The sequence below is a fragment of the Desulfocurvus thunnarius genome (genome assembly GCF_055390965.1).
This window is the reverse complement of the sequence record NZ_AP042411.1, coordinates 702,542-719,565: the sequence shown is the minus strand read 5'-3', so window position 1 is coordinate 719,565 and position 17,024 is coordinate 702,542. Positions and strand designations below refer to the sequence as shown.

Annotated in this window: 18 protein-coding genes; 9 read left to right on the top strand and 9 right to left on the bottom strand. The window is 70.8% G+C overall.

The window, feature by feature from the left end; all coding sequences use genetic code 11:
* Nucleotides 1–15 precede the first annotated feature (15 nt).
* From ACZ5KV_RS03270 to nth, 4 genes are all read right to left on the bottom strand, one after another.
* Complete coding sequence (locus ACZ5KV_RS03270) at nt 16–225, bottom strand: hypothetical protein (protein ID WP_464240912.1); 210 nt, start codon at nt 223–225, stop codon at nt 16–18.
* 150 nt (nt 226–375) lie between these two features.
* Nucleotides 376–1,032, bottom strand: coding sequence for a YdcF family protein (locus ACZ5KV_RS03265; protein ID WP_464240911.1), 657 nt, complete (start codon nt 1,030–1,032; stop codon nt 376–378).
* On the bottom strand, nt 1,029–2,150 hold the full coding sequence (tgt, locus tag ACZ5KV_RS03260) for a tRNA guanosine(34) transglycosylase Tgt (protein WP_464241799.1): 1,122 nt from the start codon (nt 2,148–2,150) through the stop codon (nt 1,029–1,031). The genes ACZ5KV_RS03265 and tgt overlap by 4 nt, the downstream gene beginning before the upstream one ends.
* Nucleotides 2,151–2,191: 41 nt before the next feature.
* Nucleotides 2,192–2,833: an endonuclease III gene (gene nth / locus ACZ5KV_RS03255; RefSeq protein WP_464240910.1), complete on the bottom strand. Its 642-nt coding sequence runs from the start codon at nt 2,831–2,833 to the stop codon at nt 2,192–2,194.
* 345 nt (nt 2,834–3,178) lie between these two features.
* On the opposite strand from nth, the gene ACZ5KV_RS03250 reads away from it, so the two are divergent.
* Entirely contained in the window at nt 3,179–3,517 is a 339-nt protein-coding gene (locus tag ACZ5KV_RS03250) for a hypothetical protein (protein ID WP_464240909.1), read from the top strand.
* Nucleotides 3,518–3,790: 273 nt separating this feature from the next.
* Here the strand turns inward: ACZ5KV_RS03250 and ACZ5KV_RS03245 are convergent, their stop codons facing one another.
* Nucleotides 3,791–5,539, bottom strand: coding sequence for an ARMT1-like domain-containing protein (locus tag ACZ5KV_RS03245; RefSeq protein ID WP_464240908.1), 1,749 nt, complete (start codon nt 5,537–5,539; stop codon nt 3,791–3,793).
* Nucleotides 5,540–5,706: 167 nt separating this feature from the next.
* Here ACZ5KV_RS03245 and ACZ5KV_RS03240 point away from each other — a divergent pair, with 167 nt between their 5' ends.
* Nucleotides 5,707–6,558 carry a hypothetical protein gene (locus ACZ5KV_RS03240; RefSeq protein ID WP_464240907.1) on the top strand — a complete coding sequence of 284 codons (852 nt, stop codon included), beginning with the start codon at nt 5,707–5,709 and terminating at the stop codon, nt 6,556–6,558.
* A 144-nt stretch (nt 6,559–6,702) separates the two neighbouring features.
* Here ACZ5KV_RS03240 and ACZ5KV_RS03235 read toward each other — a convergent pair whose 3' ends face one another.
* The 4 genes from ACZ5KV_RS03235 to ACZ5KV_RS03220 all read right to left on the bottom strand — a co-directional run bounded on the left by ACZ5KV_RS03235 (nt 6,703) and on the right by ACZ5KV_RS03220 (nt 10,511).
* Nucleotides 6,703–7,692 (bottom strand): TRAP transporter substrate-binding protein, encoded by a 990-nt coding sequence (locus ACZ5KV_RS03235; protein ID WP_464240906.1) that lies wholly within the window; start codon nt 7,690–7,692, stop codon nt 6,703–6,705.
* A gap of 103 nt (nt 7,693–7,795) precedes the next feature.
* On the bottom strand, nt 7,796–8,854 hold the full coding sequence (locus tag ACZ5KV_RS03230; protein ID WP_464240905.1) for a glycosyltransferase family 9 protein: 1,059 nt from the start codon (nt 8,852–8,854) through the stop codon (nt 7,796–7,798).
* Nucleotides 8,851–9,882 carry a glycosyltransferase family 9 protein gene (locus tag ACZ5KV_RS03225; RefSeq protein ID WP_464240904.1) on the bottom strand — a complete coding sequence of 344 codons (1,032 nt, stop codon included), beginning with the start codon at nt 9,880–9,882 and terminating at the stop codon, nt 8,851–8,853. The genes ACZ5KV_RS03230 and ACZ5KV_RS03225 overlap by 4 nt, the downstream gene beginning before the upstream one ends.
* Nucleotides 9,879–10,511, bottom strand: coding sequence for a D-glycero-alpha-D-manno-heptose-1,7-bisphosphate 7-phosphatase (locus ACZ5KV_RS03220; RefSeq protein ID WP_464240903.1), 633 nt, complete (start codon nt 10,509–10,511; stop codon nt 9,879–9,881). The genes ACZ5KV_RS03225 and ACZ5KV_RS03220 overlap by 4 nt, the downstream gene beginning before the upstream one ends.
* A gap of 278 nt (nt 10,512–10,789) precedes the next feature.
* On the opposite strand from ACZ5KV_RS03220, the gene ACZ5KV_RS03215 reads away from it, so the two are divergent.
* The 7 genes from ACZ5KV_RS03215 (at nt 10,790) to ACZ5KV_RS03185 (ending at nt 17,017) form a co-directional block, all read left to right on the top strand.
* Nucleotides 10,790–11,842 carry a hemolysin family protein gene (locus ACZ5KV_RS03215; RefSeq protein ID WP_464240902.1) on the top strand — a complete coding sequence of 351 codons (1,053 nt, stop codon included), beginning with the start codon at nt 10,790–10,792 and terminating at the stop codon, nt 11,840–11,842.
* Between the two features lie 3 nt (nt 11,843–11,845).
* A complete protein-coding gene (locus ACZ5KV_RS03210; RefSeq protein ID WP_464240901.1) occupies nt 11,846–12,286 on the top strand; it encodes a cytochrome c maturation protein CcmE in 441 nt (146 codons plus the stop codon).
* Between the two features lie 70 nt (nt 12,287–12,356).
* Nucleotides 12,357–14,246 (top strand): heme lyase CcmF/NrfE family subunit, encoded by a 1,890-nt coding sequence (locus ACZ5KV_RS03205; protein ID WP_464240900.1) that lies wholly within the window; start codon nt 12,357–12,359, stop codon nt 14,244–14,246.
* A 3-nt stretch (nt 14,247–14,249) separates the two neighbouring features.
* Complete coding sequence (gene ccmA / locus ACZ5KV_RS03200; protein WP_464240899.1) at nt 14,250–14,915, top strand: heme ABC exporter ATP-binding protein CcmA; 666 nt, start codon at nt 14,250–14,252, stop codon at nt 14,913–14,915.
* Nucleotides 14,912–15,586: a heme exporter protein CcmB gene (locus ACZ5KV_RS03195; RefSeq protein ID WP_464240898.1), complete on the top strand. Its 675-nt coding sequence runs from the start codon at nt 14,912–14,914 to the stop codon at nt 15,584–15,586. The genes ccmA and ACZ5KV_RS03195 overlap by 4 nt, the downstream gene beginning before the upstream one ends.
* Before the next feature lie 7 nt (nt 15,587–15,593).
* A complete protein-coding gene (locus tag ACZ5KV_RS03190; protein ID WP_464240897.1) occupies nt 15,594–16,319 on the top strand; it encodes an NYN domain-containing protein in 726 nt (241 codons plus the stop codon).
* The gene (locus ACZ5KV_RS03185) at nt 16,316–17,017 is read left to right on the top strand and encodes a cytochrome c biogenesis protein (protein WP_464240896.1); all 702 of its coding nucleotides are present in this window, start codon (nt 16,316–16,318) and stop codon (nt 17,015–17,017) included. Before ACZ5KV_RS03190 ends, ACZ5KV_RS03185 begins: the two co-directional genes overlap by 4 nt.
* Nucleotides 17,018–17,024: the final 7 nt, after the last annotated feature.

The following is a 17,024-nucleotide window of genomic DNA, read 5'->3' as shown; positions in this document are numbered from 1 at the left end:
GCCCATGCTCTTGCCTCAAGCCAGCAGAACCCCCTCGGACAGGGCGAAGGTCTTGGCCTGCACGGCCAGACCGAGGGCCTCGCAGTCGCCCGCGCAGTATTCCACCGCCGGGCCGTCCAGGAAGATGGTCACGTCCTCGTCCCTGCTCAGCAGCAGGTTGGCGAAGCGCAGGGCATTCCAGCGCGTTTCCGGGTCCGGGCTCGTGACGTGCAGAAGTATTTTCATTTTCTTTCGGTTCCTCCTTGTTCGATAGGAAGAACCTATTTAAGACCGCACACGGCGTCAAGGCGGCGGCCCTGTTTCACAGGCCGCCGCCGGGTGCCGCGCGGGCCGGGCCGTCGACCCGGGGGGCGGCCCGGGAACGGAAGGGGAACCTTACGACGCGGCGGGTGCCGAGGTGGAGAATCGTCCGCCCAGCAAATACCACAACAGCTTGACCGTCTCGTTGACCACGCGCACGGCGCTGCCCTGGTTGCTCCACCACGGGCGGGGGAAGGGCTCGTCGGGCGAGGCCACGGCCAGGACCCGCGTGCCCGGGAGGGCGGCCTCGAAGATCAGCCGCGCACGCAGGATGTGGTAGGGCGAGGTGACCAGCAGCAGGGTTTTCGGCAGGCCCCGGGGCCGGGCGCCGAGGTGCCCGGCCAGCAGGGCGGCCTCCTCGGCGGTGCTTTGCACCTCGCGGCCGTAGAGGTGGATGGCCGCCTCGGGCACGCCTCCGCGCACCAGCAGGCGGCGGTAGACTTCCTCCTGCGGCGGCAGGTCCACCCCCGCCAGGGGCAGCATGGCCGCGTCCTCCGGGGGCTTGGGGCGCGAGACCCAGATTTCGGGCGTCAGCCCCCGGGCGTAGAGCCGGGCGGCGTATGCCGGGCGCTGATACTGCCCGCCGAGGACGACCATGACATCGGCGGGCTCCGGCGCGTCCTGCACCGCGATCTTTCCGCCGACAACGGCCACGGCCGCCGCCCCGACCAGCAGCGCCGCCAGCCCCAGGGCCCCGACCACCGTGAACAGACGACTCAGGATGCGCATCATGCGTTGACTCCGTACACGGCCTCCACGGCCTGTTTGTAGGCGGCGAAACGCCCCTGGCGCAACGCCTCGCGCGCGCCGCGCGTCAGGTCCAGGAAGTAGGTCAGGTTGTGGATGGTGTTCAGCCGGTAGGCGAGCAACTCGCGGCTGACGTAGAGGTGGCGCAGGTAGGCCCGCGAGAAGGTCCGGCAGGTGTAGCAGCCGCAGGCCGGGTCCAGGGGCGCGTCGTCCTCCTTGTACTCGGCGCGCTTGATGTTCACGCGGCCCAGGGAGGTGAACAGGGTGCCGGTGCGCGCGTTGCGCGTGGGCAGCACGCAGTCGAACATGTCGATGCCCGCCTCGATGCCGTCCAGGATGTCCAGCGGCGTGCCCACGCCCATGAGATAGCGCGGCTTGCCCGCGGGCAGCAGCGGGGCCGAGTGGCGCAGGATGCGCAGCATCTCGGGCTTGGTTTCGCCCACGGACAGCCCGCCCAGGGCATAGCCCTCGAAGGGGATGGCGGTCAGTTCCTCGATGCTGCGCTCGCGCAGGTCCTCGTGGAAGCCGCCCTGGCAGATGCCGAAGAGGAGCTGCCCGTTTTTGCCCGGCTCGTGGAACTCGCGGCAGCGCCGGGCCCAGGCCGTGGTCAGTTCCAGGGCGCGCACCACGTAGTCGCGCGGGCTTCCGGCGGCGGCGCATTCGTCGAAGACCATCATGATGTCCGAGCCCAGGTTCTGCTGGATGGCGATGGACTTCTCGGGCGAGAAGAAATGCTTCGAGCCGTCCAGGTGCGAGCGGAACTCCACGCCGTCGGGGGTGATGTCGCGCAGTCCGGCCAGGCTGAAGACCTGGAAGCCCCCGGAGTCGGTCAGGATGGGCCCGTGCCAGCCGTTGAAGCGGTGCAGCCCCCCGCGCCGGGCCACCACCTCGTCGCCCGGGCGCAGGTAGAGGTGGTAGGTGTTGCCCAGGATGATCTGGGCGCCCATTTCCGTCAGGTCGCGCGGGTCCACGCCCTTGACGCTGCCCACGGTGCCCACGGGCATGAAGGCCGGGGTGCGCACCAGGCCGTGGGCTGTTTGCAGGGCGCCCAGCCGGGCCCGGCCCTCGGTGGCGAAAACCTGGAAGTCGCCCGGGGCGTCCAGGGTGGCGCCCGCCTCGGCGGGCGTCAGCGTCTCTTGCGTGTTCACGCGTTTTTCACTCCGCGTTTGGGGCAGATGTCGGCCAGTTCGCAGGCGGCGCAGCGCGGCGAGCGGGCCGGGCAGACCTGGCGCCCGAAGAGCACCAGCATGTGGTTGAAATCGCCCCAGTCCGGCCGGGGCACCAGGGCCATGAGGTCCTTTTCGATGCGTGCGGGGTCCTGGCTGCGGGTCAGGCCCATGCGCCCGGCCAGGCGTCGGACGTGGGTGTCCACGGCGATGCCCTCCTGGAGGCCGAAGGCGTTGGAGAGCACGATGTTGGCCGTTTTGCGGGCCACGCCGGGCAGGGCCGTGAGGTCGGCCATGGCGGCGGGCACCCGGCCGCCGTGGCGCTCCACGATGATCCCCGCCGCGCCCACGAGGCTTTTGGCCTTCTGGTGGAAGAAGCCCGCCGAGTGGATGACCTCCTCCACCCGGGCGGTGTCGGCCAGGGCCATGGCGGCCGGGTCGGGCCAGCGGCGGAACAGCTCGGGGGTGATGGCGTTGACGCGGGCGTCGGTGCACTGGGCCGAGAGCATGGTCGCGGCCAGGAGCTGCCAGGGGGTTTGCCAGTGCAGCTCCGAGCGGGGGTCGGGGTAGCGCCGCCTGAGGCGGGCCACGATCTCCAGGGCGCGGTCCTTGGTCTTCATGGATTGGCTCCGTGGTGCCGGGCGCCGGGCCGGGCCGGTCCGTGCGGCCCGCGGCGGCAGGCGGACCATACGGGCAAACGTCGCCGGGGGCAAGGCCGGGCGCCGGGCCGGTTTTGTCTTTTTCGATTGGACGTATTGCCCATTTTTAATGGACAGTCCAATTAGACTGGACGGGACATACGGCCCCGGCGGCAGGGGGGGCGGCGGGCCTGTGGCGCAAAGATCCTGCCGCGCGGGGAGTTTGAGGAATATTTTTGCGGCGCTTCGCTTTGGTACGCTCCTTGATACGGCCTGGGCATGTTTGAACAGGCGGCGCGCAGGACGCGGCCGCACGGGGAGGGGACCTTGGGACATTCCGAGCACTACGAAGCCGCCATGAGCGCGCGCATCAGGCCGATGGCCTTCGCCTTCAGGCACGACAGCGAGATTTCGGCCTGCAACTTCCGGCGTCCCATCTCCCTTGTCAACGTCCACCCCGGAGGCGCCCGGCTGCGCAAGCAGCGCGGCGTGAACTACTGCGAACTGCATGTGGGCGACAGCGTGGTCCTCGACCTGCGACTGCTCACCGAAACCGCCAACCTCGCGGGCCGCGTGGCCTGGGCCGAGGGCGAGGACGTGTTCGTGGACTTCGGCACCCCGCTGACCGTGGGCGTGGCCGACCTGCAAGGGGCCATGGGCAACTGATCGAGTGGGTAGGCGGTCGGCATCGGGCTGGCCGCTTCGCCGCCGCGCGGGAATCCCGGACCCGCGCGGCGGCAGCATATTTCCCCCCGCACCGCCGGGGGAAGGCATTGGCAGGACGGGAGGCATCGGGCCGACCGTCGCCGCATACCCGGGAATCCCGGACCCGGGTATGCGGCATCTTTGGGCGCCCGTTCACTGGCGCCGCCGCGGCCCGCACAGGATGTGCGGGCCGCTCCTTTTTGTCCGTCGCCCGGGCCCGCCCCGGTTTTGCCCCTAGCCCAGCACCTGGTCGCTGAACTTGCCCACGCCGTATTCGCTGCGGCGGAAGAAGCGCTCGGGGCTGGGGCCGATAATCTGCATTTCCGGATACTTGCGCTGCATGTCCAGGGCGATGCGCATCTCCTTGGTGCAGCCGGTGGAGAAAGTCGAGTCCTTGCCCGCCCAGGCCGGGGGCACCCGGCTGCCCATCAGCTCGAAGCTGCGCTCGATGTCCTGGGTCGTCTGGAAGCGCCAGACCTGGATCATCCCGCTGCGCTGCACCGTCTCCCACATGAACATCAGGTCGTCGGCGTCCATGCCCTCCTCGAAGTGCTCGGCGGGGTTGATGATGTAGGCGTGCTCCAGCTTGGAGCGCAGGTCGCGCACGAAGGTGTCGACCACCTTGATGGCCATGGAGGTCTGGCCGGGGATGGAGCCGATGATGGCGCTGTAGAACATCACGGTCTGGCCCTGGGTCCGGGCCTGGCGCATGGCGGCGATGATTTCCTCGGCCTTGTCCAGCAGTTCGCCCTCGCTGAACTTGACCACCGACTCGGCCCTGGGCTTCACGCGCAGGCTGAAGGCGCCGCCCTCGTCGCGGTGGAAGCACAAGATGTCGCGGGTGAACTCCTGGGCCGTGCGCAGCAGGCGGCGGTGCTGCGGCTCGCCCTTGGCCAGGATCAGGTCGGCCTCCTTCCAGGCCCGGGCGAAGGTCACGCTGGTGCGGTAGAGGTTCAGCTCCTCGCGGGTGCCGTCGGAAACGACCAGCAGCGGGTGCTCGCGCATGGCGCGCAGCAGGGCGTTCTTGCTGGCGCGGTTGTCCTCCATGAAATGCGCGCCTTCGAGCTGGCGGTGCAGCACCGGGTCGTGGAAGCGGTCCCAGAAGGTCGGGGCGTCGAAGTGGAAGCCCTCCTTGAGGGCCAGGACGACCCGATGCCCCTGGCGGATCAAGGTGCGGATGATGAGCAGATCGAACATCAGGCCGCCCGCCGTGTCGGGCAGGTAGAGGATTTTCAGACCCTTGGTCCGGCCCCGGGCGAAGGTCCGGGCGAGCAGGCGGGTGGCCTCGTGGTGCTCCAGGTCGTGGTCGCGGATTTTCTCGCAGGCGTCCTGGTAGTAAGGCCCGGTCCAGATGTCGGCCATGGTGGACAGGATCATCAGCCGGGTCAGTTCGATCATGTCCAGGTCGAAGCGGAAGTCGGACAGGCGGCGGCATGCCGGGGCCTCGCCGGGGCAGACGTTCAGCAGCCGGTCCAGCTCGGGCGAACCGGTCGCCTCGTGGGCCTGGGCGTTGTAGCGCGCCTTGATGCCCCGGTAGGGGTCGACCTCGCCGCACAGGGACAGGAAGATGGTGATGAAGCGCTTCATCAGCCGCGAGGGGATGATGATCGGCGTGGTCTGGACCATGCGGTACTTGTGGCTGCACAGCAGCAGAATGCGCTTGCGCAGGGCGCGGTCGCCCACGAAGCGGCGCACCAGCCCGACCAGGGCCAGCCACTTGGCGTGGTATTCGCGGCGCAGCCCGGCATCCATGCGCGAGCTGAGCAGCAGGGGCAGGCGCCGGTCGGAGAACGGGCCGTAGACCGACTGCTCGTCGGGCAGGGCGACCATGAAGCGGATCTGCTCCGGGGAGGCGTTCTTTTCGGGATCTATGGCGTGGTCGAGGTTGTTCTCGGTCATGAAATGCAAGAGCCAGGCGTCCAGCCGGGGCGAGCGCCCGTAGCGCAGATTGGCCACCGAGGTGAAGCCGTAGTCGGGGGTCATGGTCGCTCCTGGGTTGTGTTGTCGCTGTTTCGCGGCGCAGGATACGTGCAAACGGCGGGAAATTGAATCCTTTTCCATGGGGCCGGAGCCGCCGGAGTTGTGGTCCGGCCCGGCATTGTGCTATTCTCCGGTCGTCCAACGAACCTGTTGCCCGGGCGCCCTGTCACGTGAAGCTGTCCCGCCTCCCGCCGTTCTGCCCGCCGCCCCGTCTGTTTTCGGGTCCGCCGCCGGGTCCGCCGCCCGCAAGGGCGGGGCGCCCGGCCCTGCTGGCCCTGGCCCTGGCCGCCCTGCTGATCCTGGCCGGATGCGCCAAACCGCCCCTGGCGGGCTACGCGGCGCGTCAGGCCGCCCCGGCGGAACCCGCCCACCAGGACCCCGCCGCCCTGCCCGAAGGCTGGGGCTACGTGGACGTGACCTGTCGCCAGGGCCAAAGCAGCGGGCGCGGCGTGCCCGACACGCTCTTCGGCTGCCTGCTCCACGCCCGAGAGCAGAACCAGGGCACCGTCCACCTGCCCCGGGGCGTCTACCTGGGCCATGTGGCCGGGTTCATCTCCCAGGCCCTCAGATACTACCATGTGGAGACGAATTTCCAGCAGCTTTACGGCTGCCGCATCGTGCTGCTCTTCCGCCCGGCCACGCAGCAGGAGCGGGAGGGCGCGCGCGGCGGCAAGCTCGGGCGCCTGGGCATGGGCGTGGCGGGCGAGGTGGTGCTCACCGTGGCCGCCGGGGCGCCGCTTATCCCCATCGTCACGCCCCTGGCCTTCGTCTTCGAGAGCGTCAGCGAAGACATGCGCTTCCAGGAGTTCCGCCGCGAGGCCGAGCGCAGCGGCCTGCCCGAGCCCAGCAGGCGCGGCGACGAGATCGTGGCCGAGGAGTATTCCCGGCGCTACGGCGAGTACTGGGAGGCCATCACCGGCGAGGGCCAGTGGCACGACGAGGTTTCGGGGCTGTACGTGGTGCGCCACTGTTCCATCCAGCGCGAGGGCGGGCGGCCCCTGCCGCTGGTTTCGGACCCCTAGCCGGCGTTGGGGAAATCAGGATTCGCAGGTCGGCCCAAAACGGCGAACGGCTGCGTCGACGGAAAAATCCGGGGTGCGCAGGCGAGATACGCTGCGCGCCCCGGATTTTCCGTTGCCGTGCCTCCCGCCATTTGCGACGGCCTGCTAGGGCCTGCGGCCCTCCTCGTAGCGGCGCAGGGCCTGGGCGGCGTCGGCCCCGGCGCGCCAGAGGAATTCGCGGCGCATGTCGTCGGCCAGGGCCTCCAGGGCCTGTTGCAGGGCCGGTTCCGGGCGCCGGGCCTCTATCCCGTAGTTTCGCAGAACCGCAAGATCGCGCTGCTCCTCCCGGGCGACCTCGCGCCACAGGTCTTCCTGGGCCCGCGCGGCGGCGTCGCGCAGGGCCGCGCGGTGGGCCGGGGCCAGGGCCTCCAGGGCCTGGGCGTTGATGGTCAGCATGGTCAGGGGATAGGCCAGTTCCAGGGCCAGGAAGTGGTGCAGGTGTTCCCACAGGGTCACGTCGCGCGCGGAGGAGGGCGAGGTCAGCACGGCGTCCAGGACGCCGCCGTTCAGGGCGGAGGCGAGATCGACCCAGGGCAGGTCCGCGGGGCGGGCCCCGGCGCGGGAGAAGAAGCCGGCCATGGTCGTGTCGTAGACGCGCATGCGCAGCCCGGCCAGGTCGGCCTCCGTGCGCAGCGGCTCGCGCGAGAAGAGCCCTGAGGCGGGCCACGGCGCGGCCAGCAGCAGGGTCTGGTTCCAGTGGGCGCACAGGGTTTCGTAAAGCGGGCGGCAACTGTCGTGCAGGCGCCGGGCGTCGTCGGGCGAGCGGGCCAGCAGCGGCAGGGTGCTGATGGCGAAGGCCCGCTCGGAGCGCGAGACCTCGCCCATGAGCATCAGGGCCATGGGCACGGCGCCGTCGCGCACGGTCTCCAGCAGCTCGGGCCCGCGCAGGCCCGCCATGCCCTCCGGCGGAACCGCGATGCGCACCTCGCCCCCGGTGCGGGCCAGGACATCGGCGGCCAGGGCCCGCATGGCGCGACCGTACAGGCTGCTTTCCGGATAGGCGCAATGCAGCGTCAGCGCATTGCCGCTTCTTGCGGCGGCAGGTGCGCCCAGGACCAGGGCAGCGCAAAGCAGCGCGGCCAGGAGATGAGGCATGGGCCTCCGGGGCGGGCTTCCCGGACCCGCCCGGAACCAGGGGTTCCACCTCAATCTATGCCACATCCGGCAGGGGAGGTAAAGGGGACGGGGGAGTTTCCTTTCAGTCGCCGGGCCGGCCCTGCGCGTCGGCACCGGAGCGCACGAGCACCGCGCGGGCCACGGCGTCGGGGTCGATTTCGCGCATGCAGCGCTCGCCCCGGCGGCAGCCCCGGCCTCCGTGCAGCGAGCACGGGCGGCAGGGCAGGGGCGCTTCGAGCACCACATCCCGCGGGCCGCTGGGCGCGAAACCCCATGCGCGTACCGTGGGCCCGAACAGGGCCACCACCCGCGTGCCCACGGCGGTGGCCAGGTGCATCGGCCCCGAGTCGCCGGTGACCAGGGCCTGGCACTGGGAGAGGATGGCGCAGGTCTGGCGGATGTCCGTGGCGTTGGTCAGGTCCGTGGTGCCTTCGGGCGGATCCACGGCGAAAAGGGGCTCCTTGTGGCGGCCGACGACCACCGTCTTCCAGCCGGTCATGGCCAGCCGCTGGGCCAGGGAATGCCAGTGGCCCGTGGGCCAGCGCTTGCCCGCATGGGTGGCGTAGGGGTGCAGGGCGCACACGGGCACGTCGTCGCCCAGCCCGGCCACGAGGTCGCGCCCGAAGGCCAGCTCTTCCTCGCGCAGGTGGATCACCGGGCGCAGGGCCTCGCGCGGCGGGGCCTCCTGCAGCACGGCCAGGGCGTAGCGCTGGGGCACGTTGGTCCGCTCCAGGTAGGTCCGCAGCCGCTCGCCGCGCGTCAGGCCGAACAGGCGCCGGGGCAGGGCCAGCTTGGGCGCGCGCAGCACCGGCCCGCGCCACAGGGCGGCCAGGGTCCGCGAGCGCAGGTTGCCGTGCAGGTCGAGCAGGCCGAAGCCCTCGTGGCGCGCGGCCAGGTCGCGGCAGGCCGAGAACCACGCCGCTCCGTGCATGGCCCCGGGCTCGGGCAGCACGAGCTTGCGCACCGAGGGCAACCCCTGCAGGGCCGGGGCGAAGGCCGGGCGGGTCAGGAAATGGAACTCCCAGCCCAGCACGGCGCGCAGGTGCTCCAGCACCCCGGTGGCCAGCACCACGTCGCCCAGGGCGCTCAAGCGGACCACCAGCCAGCGATCGGGCAGGGCTTGGCCCCGGGTCGTGCTCATGGCGTCATCCCCATCTGCGCGGCAACCGAGGCGAAGGCCGCCTCGGGCGTCACGTCGCGCATGCAGCGGTGGTGCCCCTGGGGGCATTGGCGCGGCCCGTGCAGCGAGCAGGGCCGGCAGGGCAGGTCCACTTCCAGCACCGTGGAGCGCTCCCCGCGCGGGAAGAACCCCAGGCGGCGCACCGTGGGCCCGAAAATGGCCGTCACCGGCACGCCCTGGACCCAGGCCAGGTGCATGGGCCCGGAGTCGCCCGACAGGTAGCAGCCCAGGCCGCCGATATGCGCGGCCAGTTCCGGCAGGCTCAGGGCCCCGCACAGGTCGGCCACGCGTTCGGCCTTGTGCGCCGAGGTCGCCCCGGCGAGCACCCCGCGGGCCAGGGCCTCCTCGCCGGGCCCGGCGAAGAGCGCCACGCGCATCCCGGCATCCAGGGCCATGTCCAGCACGCGGCTGAAGTATTCCGGGGGCCACTGCTTGGTGGGCCAGGTGGAGCCGGGATGGATGCCCAGCACGGGCTCGCCGCCCCGGGCGGCGAAAAAGGCCGCCGCGCGCTCCAGCGCCGGGGCCGGGAGCACCAGCCGGGGCTCGGCCACCGGGGCGAGACCCAGCGGCTCGGCCAGACGCAGCAGGCGTTCGATTTCGTCCAGGCGCCGGAAGGCGCGGTCCACCGTGTGGGTGTAGAAATACTGGTTGGCCAGGGGCCGGGAGTAGCCGATGCGCCGGGGCGCGCTGGACCAGCGGGCGATCAGGGCGCTGCGCAGGCTGCTGTGTGCCGAGATCCACAGGTCGAAACGCTCGCGGGCGGCGGCGCGGCCCAGGGCGTAGGCTCCGGCCAGCCCGGCCTGCCCGCCGCGTTTGGCGAAGCCGTGCACGCCCGCCAGCTCCGGCTGGGCCGCGAACAGCCCCTCCAGCCCGGCGCGCACGTAGAAGTGCAGCTCCGCCTGGGGGAAGCCTTGGGCCAGGGTGTGGATGAGCGGCAGGGTCAGCACCGCGTCGCCCAGAAAGGCCGTATTCCACAGGGCGATTTTCATGGCCGGACCTCCCGGGCGGGGGTGTTTGCGGCCCGGGCGCCCCGGCCCAGCAGCCAGTCGGCCACGGCGTCCAGGTCGCGGGCCAGCAGGTGCGGCCGACCCGGGGCGCGGGGCGCGATCTCGCGCCAGGGGCCGGACGGTTCGGGCAGGCCCAGGCGCGCGGCGTGGGCCGCGCCCTTGCCCGTAAGCACCAGGATGGACGCCGCCAGCCCGGCCCCCAGGCCCAGGCCCACGTCGGCCTCCTTGTCGCCGACCATGGCCGTGGTCGCGGGGTCCAGGTTCCAGTCGCGCGCCAGGGCCAGCCACAGGCCCGGGGCCGGCTTGCGGCAGGCGCAATGCTCCTCGGGCGCGTGCGGGCAGTGGACCGCGCCCGCGAGGGTCACGCCGTGCCCGGCCAGCAGCTCCACCAGCCGGGCATGAACGGCCTGCTGGTCGGCCTCGGTGAAATAGCCGCGCCCGATGCCAGACTGGTTGCTCGCCAGATGCAGGCGCACCCCGGCGCGGGCCAGCCGGGCCAGTGCGGCCCCGGCGCCGGGCAGAAGCTCCACGCCCGCCGGGTCCGCCAGGTAATGGCGGTCGTAAATGACGGTGCCGTCGCGGTCGAGGATGAGGTCGGTGATGGATTTCATGCGTGCTGCCGGGTGGGCGGGCCCGTGGGGCGCCATCGCCCCTATGTGTGACATGGCGGCGCTTTCGTCAAGGGAGGGAGAGGGCGGCAGGAGCGCCGCTGCGGCCGGGAAGCCGCGTCGTATGGGCCTTTTGTGCAAATATTGTCTCTTGCGCGGGTTGTGCCCCTTTGGTACATTCTGCCTAGATATGGTGATGGACGAACCCGTGTGCGACGACCCCGCCCCTCCCGACGGACGCCTTGAGGCGTCGCTCTCCGGCCATGCAGGACGGTCCGGCCATGTTTGACCTGATCATTACCGTCGTCCTGGCCGTGGGCATTTCCGCTTTCTGTTCGGTGACGGAGGCCGTGCTGTACTCCGTGCCCTGGAGCCGCATCGAGCAGTTGCGCAAGGCCGGGCGCCCCTCGGGCAACATCCTCTACGCCCTGCGTTCGGACGTGGAGAAGCCCATCGCCGCCGTGCTGACCCTGAACACCGTGGCCAACACGGCGGGCGCGGCGGTGGCGGGCGCGGCGGCGGCCCGGGCCTTCGGAGCGGAGCACATGGCCCTGTTCGCCGCGGGCTTCACGGTGGTCATCCTGGTGTTCTCGGAGATTCTGCCCAAGACCATGGGCGTGCTCTACGCCCGGTCCCTGGCTCCGGCGCTGGCCAAGCCGCTGCAGGTGCTGGTGTGGGTGTTCAGCCCGGTGACGTTCCTGCTGGGCTTCGTGTCCCGGCTGCTCCAGCGCAAGACCGTCGGCCCCCGGCACACCGAGGAGGACATCGCGGCCCTGGTCAGCCTGACGCGGCGCTCGGGGGTGCTCAAGCCCTACGAGGAGCAGTCCATCAAGAACATCCTGAGCCTGGACCTCAAGGTGGTGCGCGACATCATGACCCCGCGCACGGTGGTCTTCTCGGTGCCCGCGCAGACCACCGTGGGCGAGGCCCGCGCCGAGGGCAACGCCTGGCCGTACAGCCGGGTGCCCGTCTTCGTCGACGACGACCCGGAAAACATCGTCGGCGTGGTCTACCGCCGCGAAGTCCTTCAGGCCCAGGCCGACGACCGCGACGGGCTGCGCATGGCCGAGCTGATGAAGCCCGCGCGTTTCGTCCAGGAAAGCTTGACCCTGGACAGGCTGCTGGTAAAATTCCTGGATTCGCGGATGCATCTGTGCATCGTCCTGGACGAGTACGGCGGGGTGGGCGGCGTGGTGTCGCTCGAAGACGTGCTCGAAGAGATACTGGGCAAGGAGATCGTGGACGAGACCGACGAGGTCGTCGATACCCGCGCCCTGGCCCGCCAACGCAGCGAACGTCTTGCCGACGGTCGTGAAGGCCGCGAGGAAAGCTGACGCATGGCCAAGAAAAACAACAAGAGCATCTACGCCGCCGCCCTGGTCCTGCTGCTGGGCGGGCTGGGCTGGCTGATCTTCTCGGGCGTGTCCGAGAGCAGCGTGTATTTCGTCAACGTCGCCGAGGCCCTGGCCCTGCCCGAGGGCGAGCTGAAAAACGCCCGGCTCTTCGGCATCGTGGACGAGGCCGACCTCTCCGGCGGGCCCGGCACCATGGGCGCCACCTTCCGCCTGCTGGACAAGGACGACACCTCGCGGGCGATCATGGTTTCCTACTCCGGCGCGGTGCCCGACACCTTCAAGGCCGGGGTGGAGGTCATCGTCGAGGGCGGGGTCGCCCCCGGAGCCCACGCCTTCACCGCGCGGACCCTGATGACCAAATGCCCCTCCAAGTATCAGAAGATGCGCGACGAGGAAAAGGCCGAGAAGGCCCACCAGTCCTGACGGCGCCCCGCGCCTCCGTCTCCGGCCTTCCGCCTTGCGGGGGCCGGGCCACCCTGAAACGAGGAACCTCATGCAGACCCTGGGATTCTTTTGTCTGGTCGCGGCCATGCTGGCCACCCTGGCCTCCGGGGCCGTGGCGGCCTGGGCGGCCCTGGTCGCCCCCGGCGACGCCAGCCGCGCGGACTCCGTGCGCTGGATCGAGCGCGGCCACGGCGCGGCCCTGGCCCTGATCCTGGCCGCCTCGGCGGTGCTCCTGCGCGCCCTGGTGTCCCGCGATTTCTCCTTCCAGTACGTTGCGTCGTACACCGACCAGTACCTGCCCATGTTCTACGCCGTGACGGCCTTCTGGGCCGGGCAGGCCGGGTCGTTCCTGTTCTGGGCGCTGTGCGTGGCGGTCATGGGCTGGGTCTTCCTGGCGACCCCGGCCTACCGGCGGCTCTCGCCCCGGGCCAAGGCCCTGTTCTGGCTCATGCATTGCGCGGTGCAGGTCTTCTTCCTGCTGGTGCTCACCGGGCCGACCAACCCGTTTCTCATCCTGGCCCCGACCCCGGCGGACGGCAACGGCCTGAACCCGCTGCTGCGCAACCCGGGCATGGTCTTCCATCCGCCGCTGTTGTTCATCGGCTACGCGGGCTTCACCGTGCCGGGCTGCCTGGCCCTGGCCGCGTGGCTGGACGGCGACGCCGAGGGCTGGCTCACGGGCGCGCGCAACTGGGCCCTGGTGTCCTGGGCGTTCCTCACGGCGGGCATCGTGCTCGGCGCGTGGTGGGCTTACATGGAATTGGGCTGGGGCGGCTACTGGGCCTGGGACCCGGTGGAAAACGCCTCGCTGATCCCCTGGCTGGCGTCCACGGCCTTCCTGCATACGGCGGTGATCCAGGCCCGGCGCGGCTCGCTGCATCGCTCCAACGTCTTTTTGGCCGTGTTCACGCTGCTGCTCTGTTTCTTCGCCACCTACGTGGTGCGCAGCGGGGTCATCGACTCGCTGCACGCCTTCGGCGACGGCGGCGTGGGCGGGGTGCTGCTGGTGTTCCAGCTCGCCCTGGCCGCCCTGGCCGTGGGCGTGCCCTTCCTGATGCCCAACGGCGCGGCCCGGCCGCTGGACGAATTCCTGTCCCGCCCGGGGTTCCTGGTGGCGGCGGCGTGGCTGCTGCTGGCCACGGCGGCGGTCATCTTCCTGGGCACCATGTGGCCGGTGATCTCGCACCTGTGGAGCCCGAGCCCCGTGGGCCTGGACGCCGGGTTCTACAACCGCGTGTGCCTGCCGCTGTTCGCGGCCATGGCCGTGTTCCTGGTCTTCTGCCCCTGGCTGGGCTGGAAGGGCGGCCTGCGCGACAAGCGGCTGTTCGTCGCCGTGGCCGCCTCGCTCGTTCCGGCGGGCATGTTCTTCTACGCCGTGGGCGTGCGCATGCCCCTGCCGCTGATCGCGGCCTCGGCGGCCGTTTCCGGCCTCGCGGGCATCGCGGCCCTGTTCGCCACCCAGGCGCACCTGCGCGCCAGCCGCTTCTCCTGGGGCGCCTACGGCGTGCACGTGGGCGTGGCGCTGATGGTCCTCGGCGTGGCCTTCTCCGGGCCGTATGCCGACAGTGTGGAGGTCCGCCTCGACAAGGGCGCCTCCACCAGCCTGAAGGGCTACGACTTCACCTACGTCGGCGGCGAGGAGTCCTCCTCCGAGGCCATGGCCAGCTTCCAGGCCGTGGTGGAGGTCAGCCGCGAGGGCCGCGCCCTGGGCACCCTGCGCCCCGAGCGCCGCGTGTACCGCAACTTCGAGCGCCAGGCCTTTTCCGAGGTCTCGGTCATCCCGGGCCTGGGCGACGAGTTGTACTCCACCGTGCTGGCCCACGACGCCTCGGGCGCGGCGACCCTGAAGCTGGCGGTGAACCCGCTGGTGAACTGGGTCTGGATCGGCGGGACGATCATGTCCCTCATCCCGTTCATCGCCCTGGGCCGCAGGAGATAGACCATGCTGCTGCGCCTGTCCGGGGTGGCCAAATTCCACGGGCCCAGGCTCGTCTTCCGCAAGCTCTCCTTCGAGCTGGACGCGGGGCGGGTGCTGCTCGTGGTCGGGGCCAACGGGGCGGGCAAGTCCACGCTGCTGCGCATCATGGCCGGGCTTTCGCGGCCCACGGCGGGCGCCGTGGATTTGGGCTGCCCCGCCGGGGCCGTGGGCTACGTCGGGCACCAGACCTTTCTCTATCCGCGCCTGACGGCGTTGGAGAACCTGCGCTTCTGGGCGCGGCTCTACGGGCTGGACGCGGGCGACGCGGCCCTGACGGCGGCCCTGGCCCGGGTGGGCCTGGAGCGCGCGGCCCACGAGATGGCCGGAAACTTCTCGCGCGGCATGGCCCAGCGGCTGTCCCTGGCGCGGGCCTTTCTGCCCGCCCCGCGACTGCTGTTCCTGGACGAGCCCGGCACCGGGCTGGACCAGCGCAGCCTGGACGTGCTGCGCGCCGAAATCGCGGCGGCCCGCGAGCGCGGGGCCTCGGTGGTCTGGGTCAGCCACGACGTGGCGGGCGACCTGCCCCGCGCGGACCTCGTGCTGGCCCTGGAGGGCGGCGCCTGCGCCTACTTCGGCCCGGCGCGGGGGTTCACGCCCGCAGGCGCCGTGGCCGCGGAGGGCGCGGCATGATCCGCGCGGCGCTGACCATCGCCCGCAAGGACCTGCGCCTGGTGCTCGGCGGCGGGGTGGGGCTGGCCCAGCCCGTGCTGCTGGGGCTGCTGCTCATTTTCGTGTTCAGCCTTTCGCGCCCGCCCGGGGAGCTGGTGCCGCCCCAGGCGGCGGCGGGCATCTTCTGGCTGGCCTCGCTGTTCGCCATGGTGCTCGTGTTCAACACGCTCTACGCCCTGGAAGAGCACAACGGGGCGCGGCTGGCCCTGGTGCTGGCGCCGGTGCCGGTGCATGGGGTCTGGCTGGGCAAGGCCCTGGCCGGGCTGACCCTGCTGCTCATCGCCCAGGCGGTGTTTTTCCCGGCGGCGGTGGCCTTTCTGGGCCAGGGCGTGCGCGGTGGCGCCGGGCAGGCCCTGCTGGGGCTGGCCCTGGCGGATTGGGGCGTGGTGGTGCTCGGCGCGCTTCTGGGCGCCCTGGCCCAGGGGCAGGCGGCGCGCGAGTCGCTGCTCACGCTGCTGCTCTTTCCGCTGCTGGTGCCGCTGCTTTTGGCGGGCATCAAGATTTTCGCGGCCTGCTTCGCGGGCGACGGCGCCGACACCACCGGCTGGCTGGGGCTGGCCGGGGCCTTCGACGCCCTGTTCAGCGGCGCGGCGCTGATCCTGTTCCCGTTCGTCTACGGCGGGGAGGAGTAGGGCGGTCATGAAACTGGCGGTGCTCATCGACGCCGACAACGCCCAGGCCACCAAGGTCGGAGCCCTGCTGGACGAGATCGCTCTCTACGGGGTGGCCAGCGTCAAGCGGGCCTACGGCGACTGGACCACGCCCAACCTCAAGGGCTGGAAGGACGTGCTGCACGAGTTCGCCATCCAGCCCGTGCAGCAGTTCGCCTACACCCAGGGCAAGAATTCCACGGACGCGGCCATGATCATCGACGCCATGGACCTGCTGCACACCGGCACATTCGACGGGTTCTGCATCGTATCCAGCGACAGCGACTACACGCGGCTGGCCACGCGCATCCGCGAGCAGGGCTTGACGGTCTACGGCTTCGGGGAGAAGAAGACGCCCAAGCCCTTCGTCCAGGCCTGCGACAAGTTCGTGTATACGGAAATTTTGAGCAAGAACGGGCATTTGCTGGCGGGAAGCGCCGCCGGGCAGGCCCCGGGCCCGGACGACGACTGCGACCTGGACTGCCGGCTTGTGGCGGCCCTCAAGGCGGCGGTGGCCGGGCGCTCCAACGACGACGGCTGGAGCCACCTCGGCTCGGTGGGCAACCAGTTGGCCAAGACCATGCCGGACTTCGACCCGCGCAACTACGGCTACTCGAAACTGAGCCAGTTGATCGAGGCCCTGGACGGCTTCGAGCTGCGCGTGGAGGGCGAGGCCGCCCGGCAGCGGATGCATGTGAGGATCAAACCGGAGTGAGCACAGTGGGCGCGAATTCGTCGAAACCGGGCGGCTGGCTGGCCCCCGTGGCCGTTGCCGCCGCCGTGGCCCTGTGCGCGGCGCAGTATTTCGTGTGGGTCCATGCGCCGGTGGAGATGACCATGGGCCCGGTGCAGAAGATCTTCTATTTCCATATCGCCCTGGCCTGGTGGGCCCTGTTCAGCTTCTTCGTGGTCTTCGCCGCCGGGGTGGGCTACCTGATGCGCCGCAGCCCGGGGCTGGACTTCTGGGCCGGGGCCGCCGCCGAGGTCGGCGTGCTGTTCTCGGGGCTGGCCCTGGTGCTGGGCATGCTCTGGGGCCGCGTGGCCTGGGGCGTGTGGTGGACCTGGGACCCGCGTCTGACCACCACGCTGATCATGTGGTTCGTTTATTGCGGCTACCTTGTGCTGCGGGCTTCGGGCATCGGCGGCGAGCGGCGCGGGCTGGTTTGCGCCGTGGTGGGTATCGTGGCCTTTGTGGACGTTCCGCTGGTCTTTTTGTCCGCACGCATGTGGCGCAGCATCCATCCCTCGGTGCTCGGCAAGACAGGCGGCGGGCTGGAGCCGGAAATGCTCACGGCCATGTTCGTCTGCCTGGGGGCCTTCGGGCTCTTGTGGCTGGCCATGACCGGCCTGCGCGCCCGGCAGATGCGCACCGTGGACGCCCTGGACGCCCTGGCCCGCCAGGACGCGCTGTAGGATTTTC

Bases quoted from the DNA above. Each gene is read 5' to 3' on its own strand.
- ACZ5KV_RS03270 (WP_464240912.1), bottom strand. From the start codon at position 225: ATGAAAATACTTCTGCACGTCACGAGCCCGGACCCGGAAACGCGCTGG.
- ACZ5KV_RS03265 (WP_464240911.1), bottom strand. From the start codon at position 1,032: ATGATGCGCATCCTGAGTCGTCTGTTCACGGTGGTCGGGGCCCTGGGG.
- nth (WP_464240910.1), bottom strand. From the start codon at position 2,833: ATGAAGACCAAGGACCGCGCCCTGGAGATCGTGGCCCGCCTCAGGCGG.
- ACZ5KV_RS03245 (WP_464240908.1), bottom strand. From the start codon at position 5,539: ATGACCCCCGACTACGGCTTCACCTCGGTGGCCAATCTGCGCTACGGG.
- ACZ5KV_RS03235 (WP_464240906.1), bottom strand. From the start codon at position 7,692: ATGCCTCATCTCCTGGCCGCGCTGCTTTGCGCTGCCCTGGTCCTGGGC.
- ACZ5KV_RS03230 (WP_464240905.1), bottom strand. From the start codon at position 8,854: ATGAGCACGACCCGGGGCCAAGCCCTGCCCGATCGCTGGCTGGTGGTC.
- ACZ5KV_RS03225 (WP_464240904.1), bottom strand. From the start codon at position 9,882: ATGAAAATCGCCCTGTGGAATACGGCCTTTCTGGGCGACGCGGTGCTG.
- ACZ5KV_RS03220 (WP_464240903.1), bottom strand. From the start codon at position 10,511: ATGAAATCCATCACCGACCTCATCCTCGACCGCGACGGCACCGTCATT.
- ACZ5KV_RS03215 (WP_464240902.1), top strand. From the start codon at position 10,790: ATGTTTGACCTGATCATTACCGTCGTCCTGGCCGTGGGCATTTCCGCT.
- ACZ5KV_RS03210 (WP_464240901.1), top strand. From the start codon at position 11,846: ATGGCCAAGAAAAACAACAAGAGCATCTACGCCGCCGCCCTGGTCCTG.
- ACZ5KV_RS03205 (WP_464240900.1), top strand. From the start codon at position 12,357: ATGCAGACCCTGGGATTCTTTTGTCTGGTCGCGGCCATGCTGGCCACC.
- ccmA (WP_464240899.1), top strand. From the start codon at position 14,250: ATGCTGCTGCGCCTGTCCGGGGTGGCCAAATTCCACGGGCCCAGGCTC.
- ACZ5KV_RS03195 (WP_464240898.1), top strand. From the start codon at position 14,912: ATGATCCGCGCGGCGCTGACCATCGCCCGCAAGGACCTGCGCCTGGTG.
- ACZ5KV_RS03190 (WP_464240897.1), top strand. From the start codon at position 15,594: ATGAAACTGGCGGTGCTCATCGACGCCGACAACGCCCAGGCCACCAAG.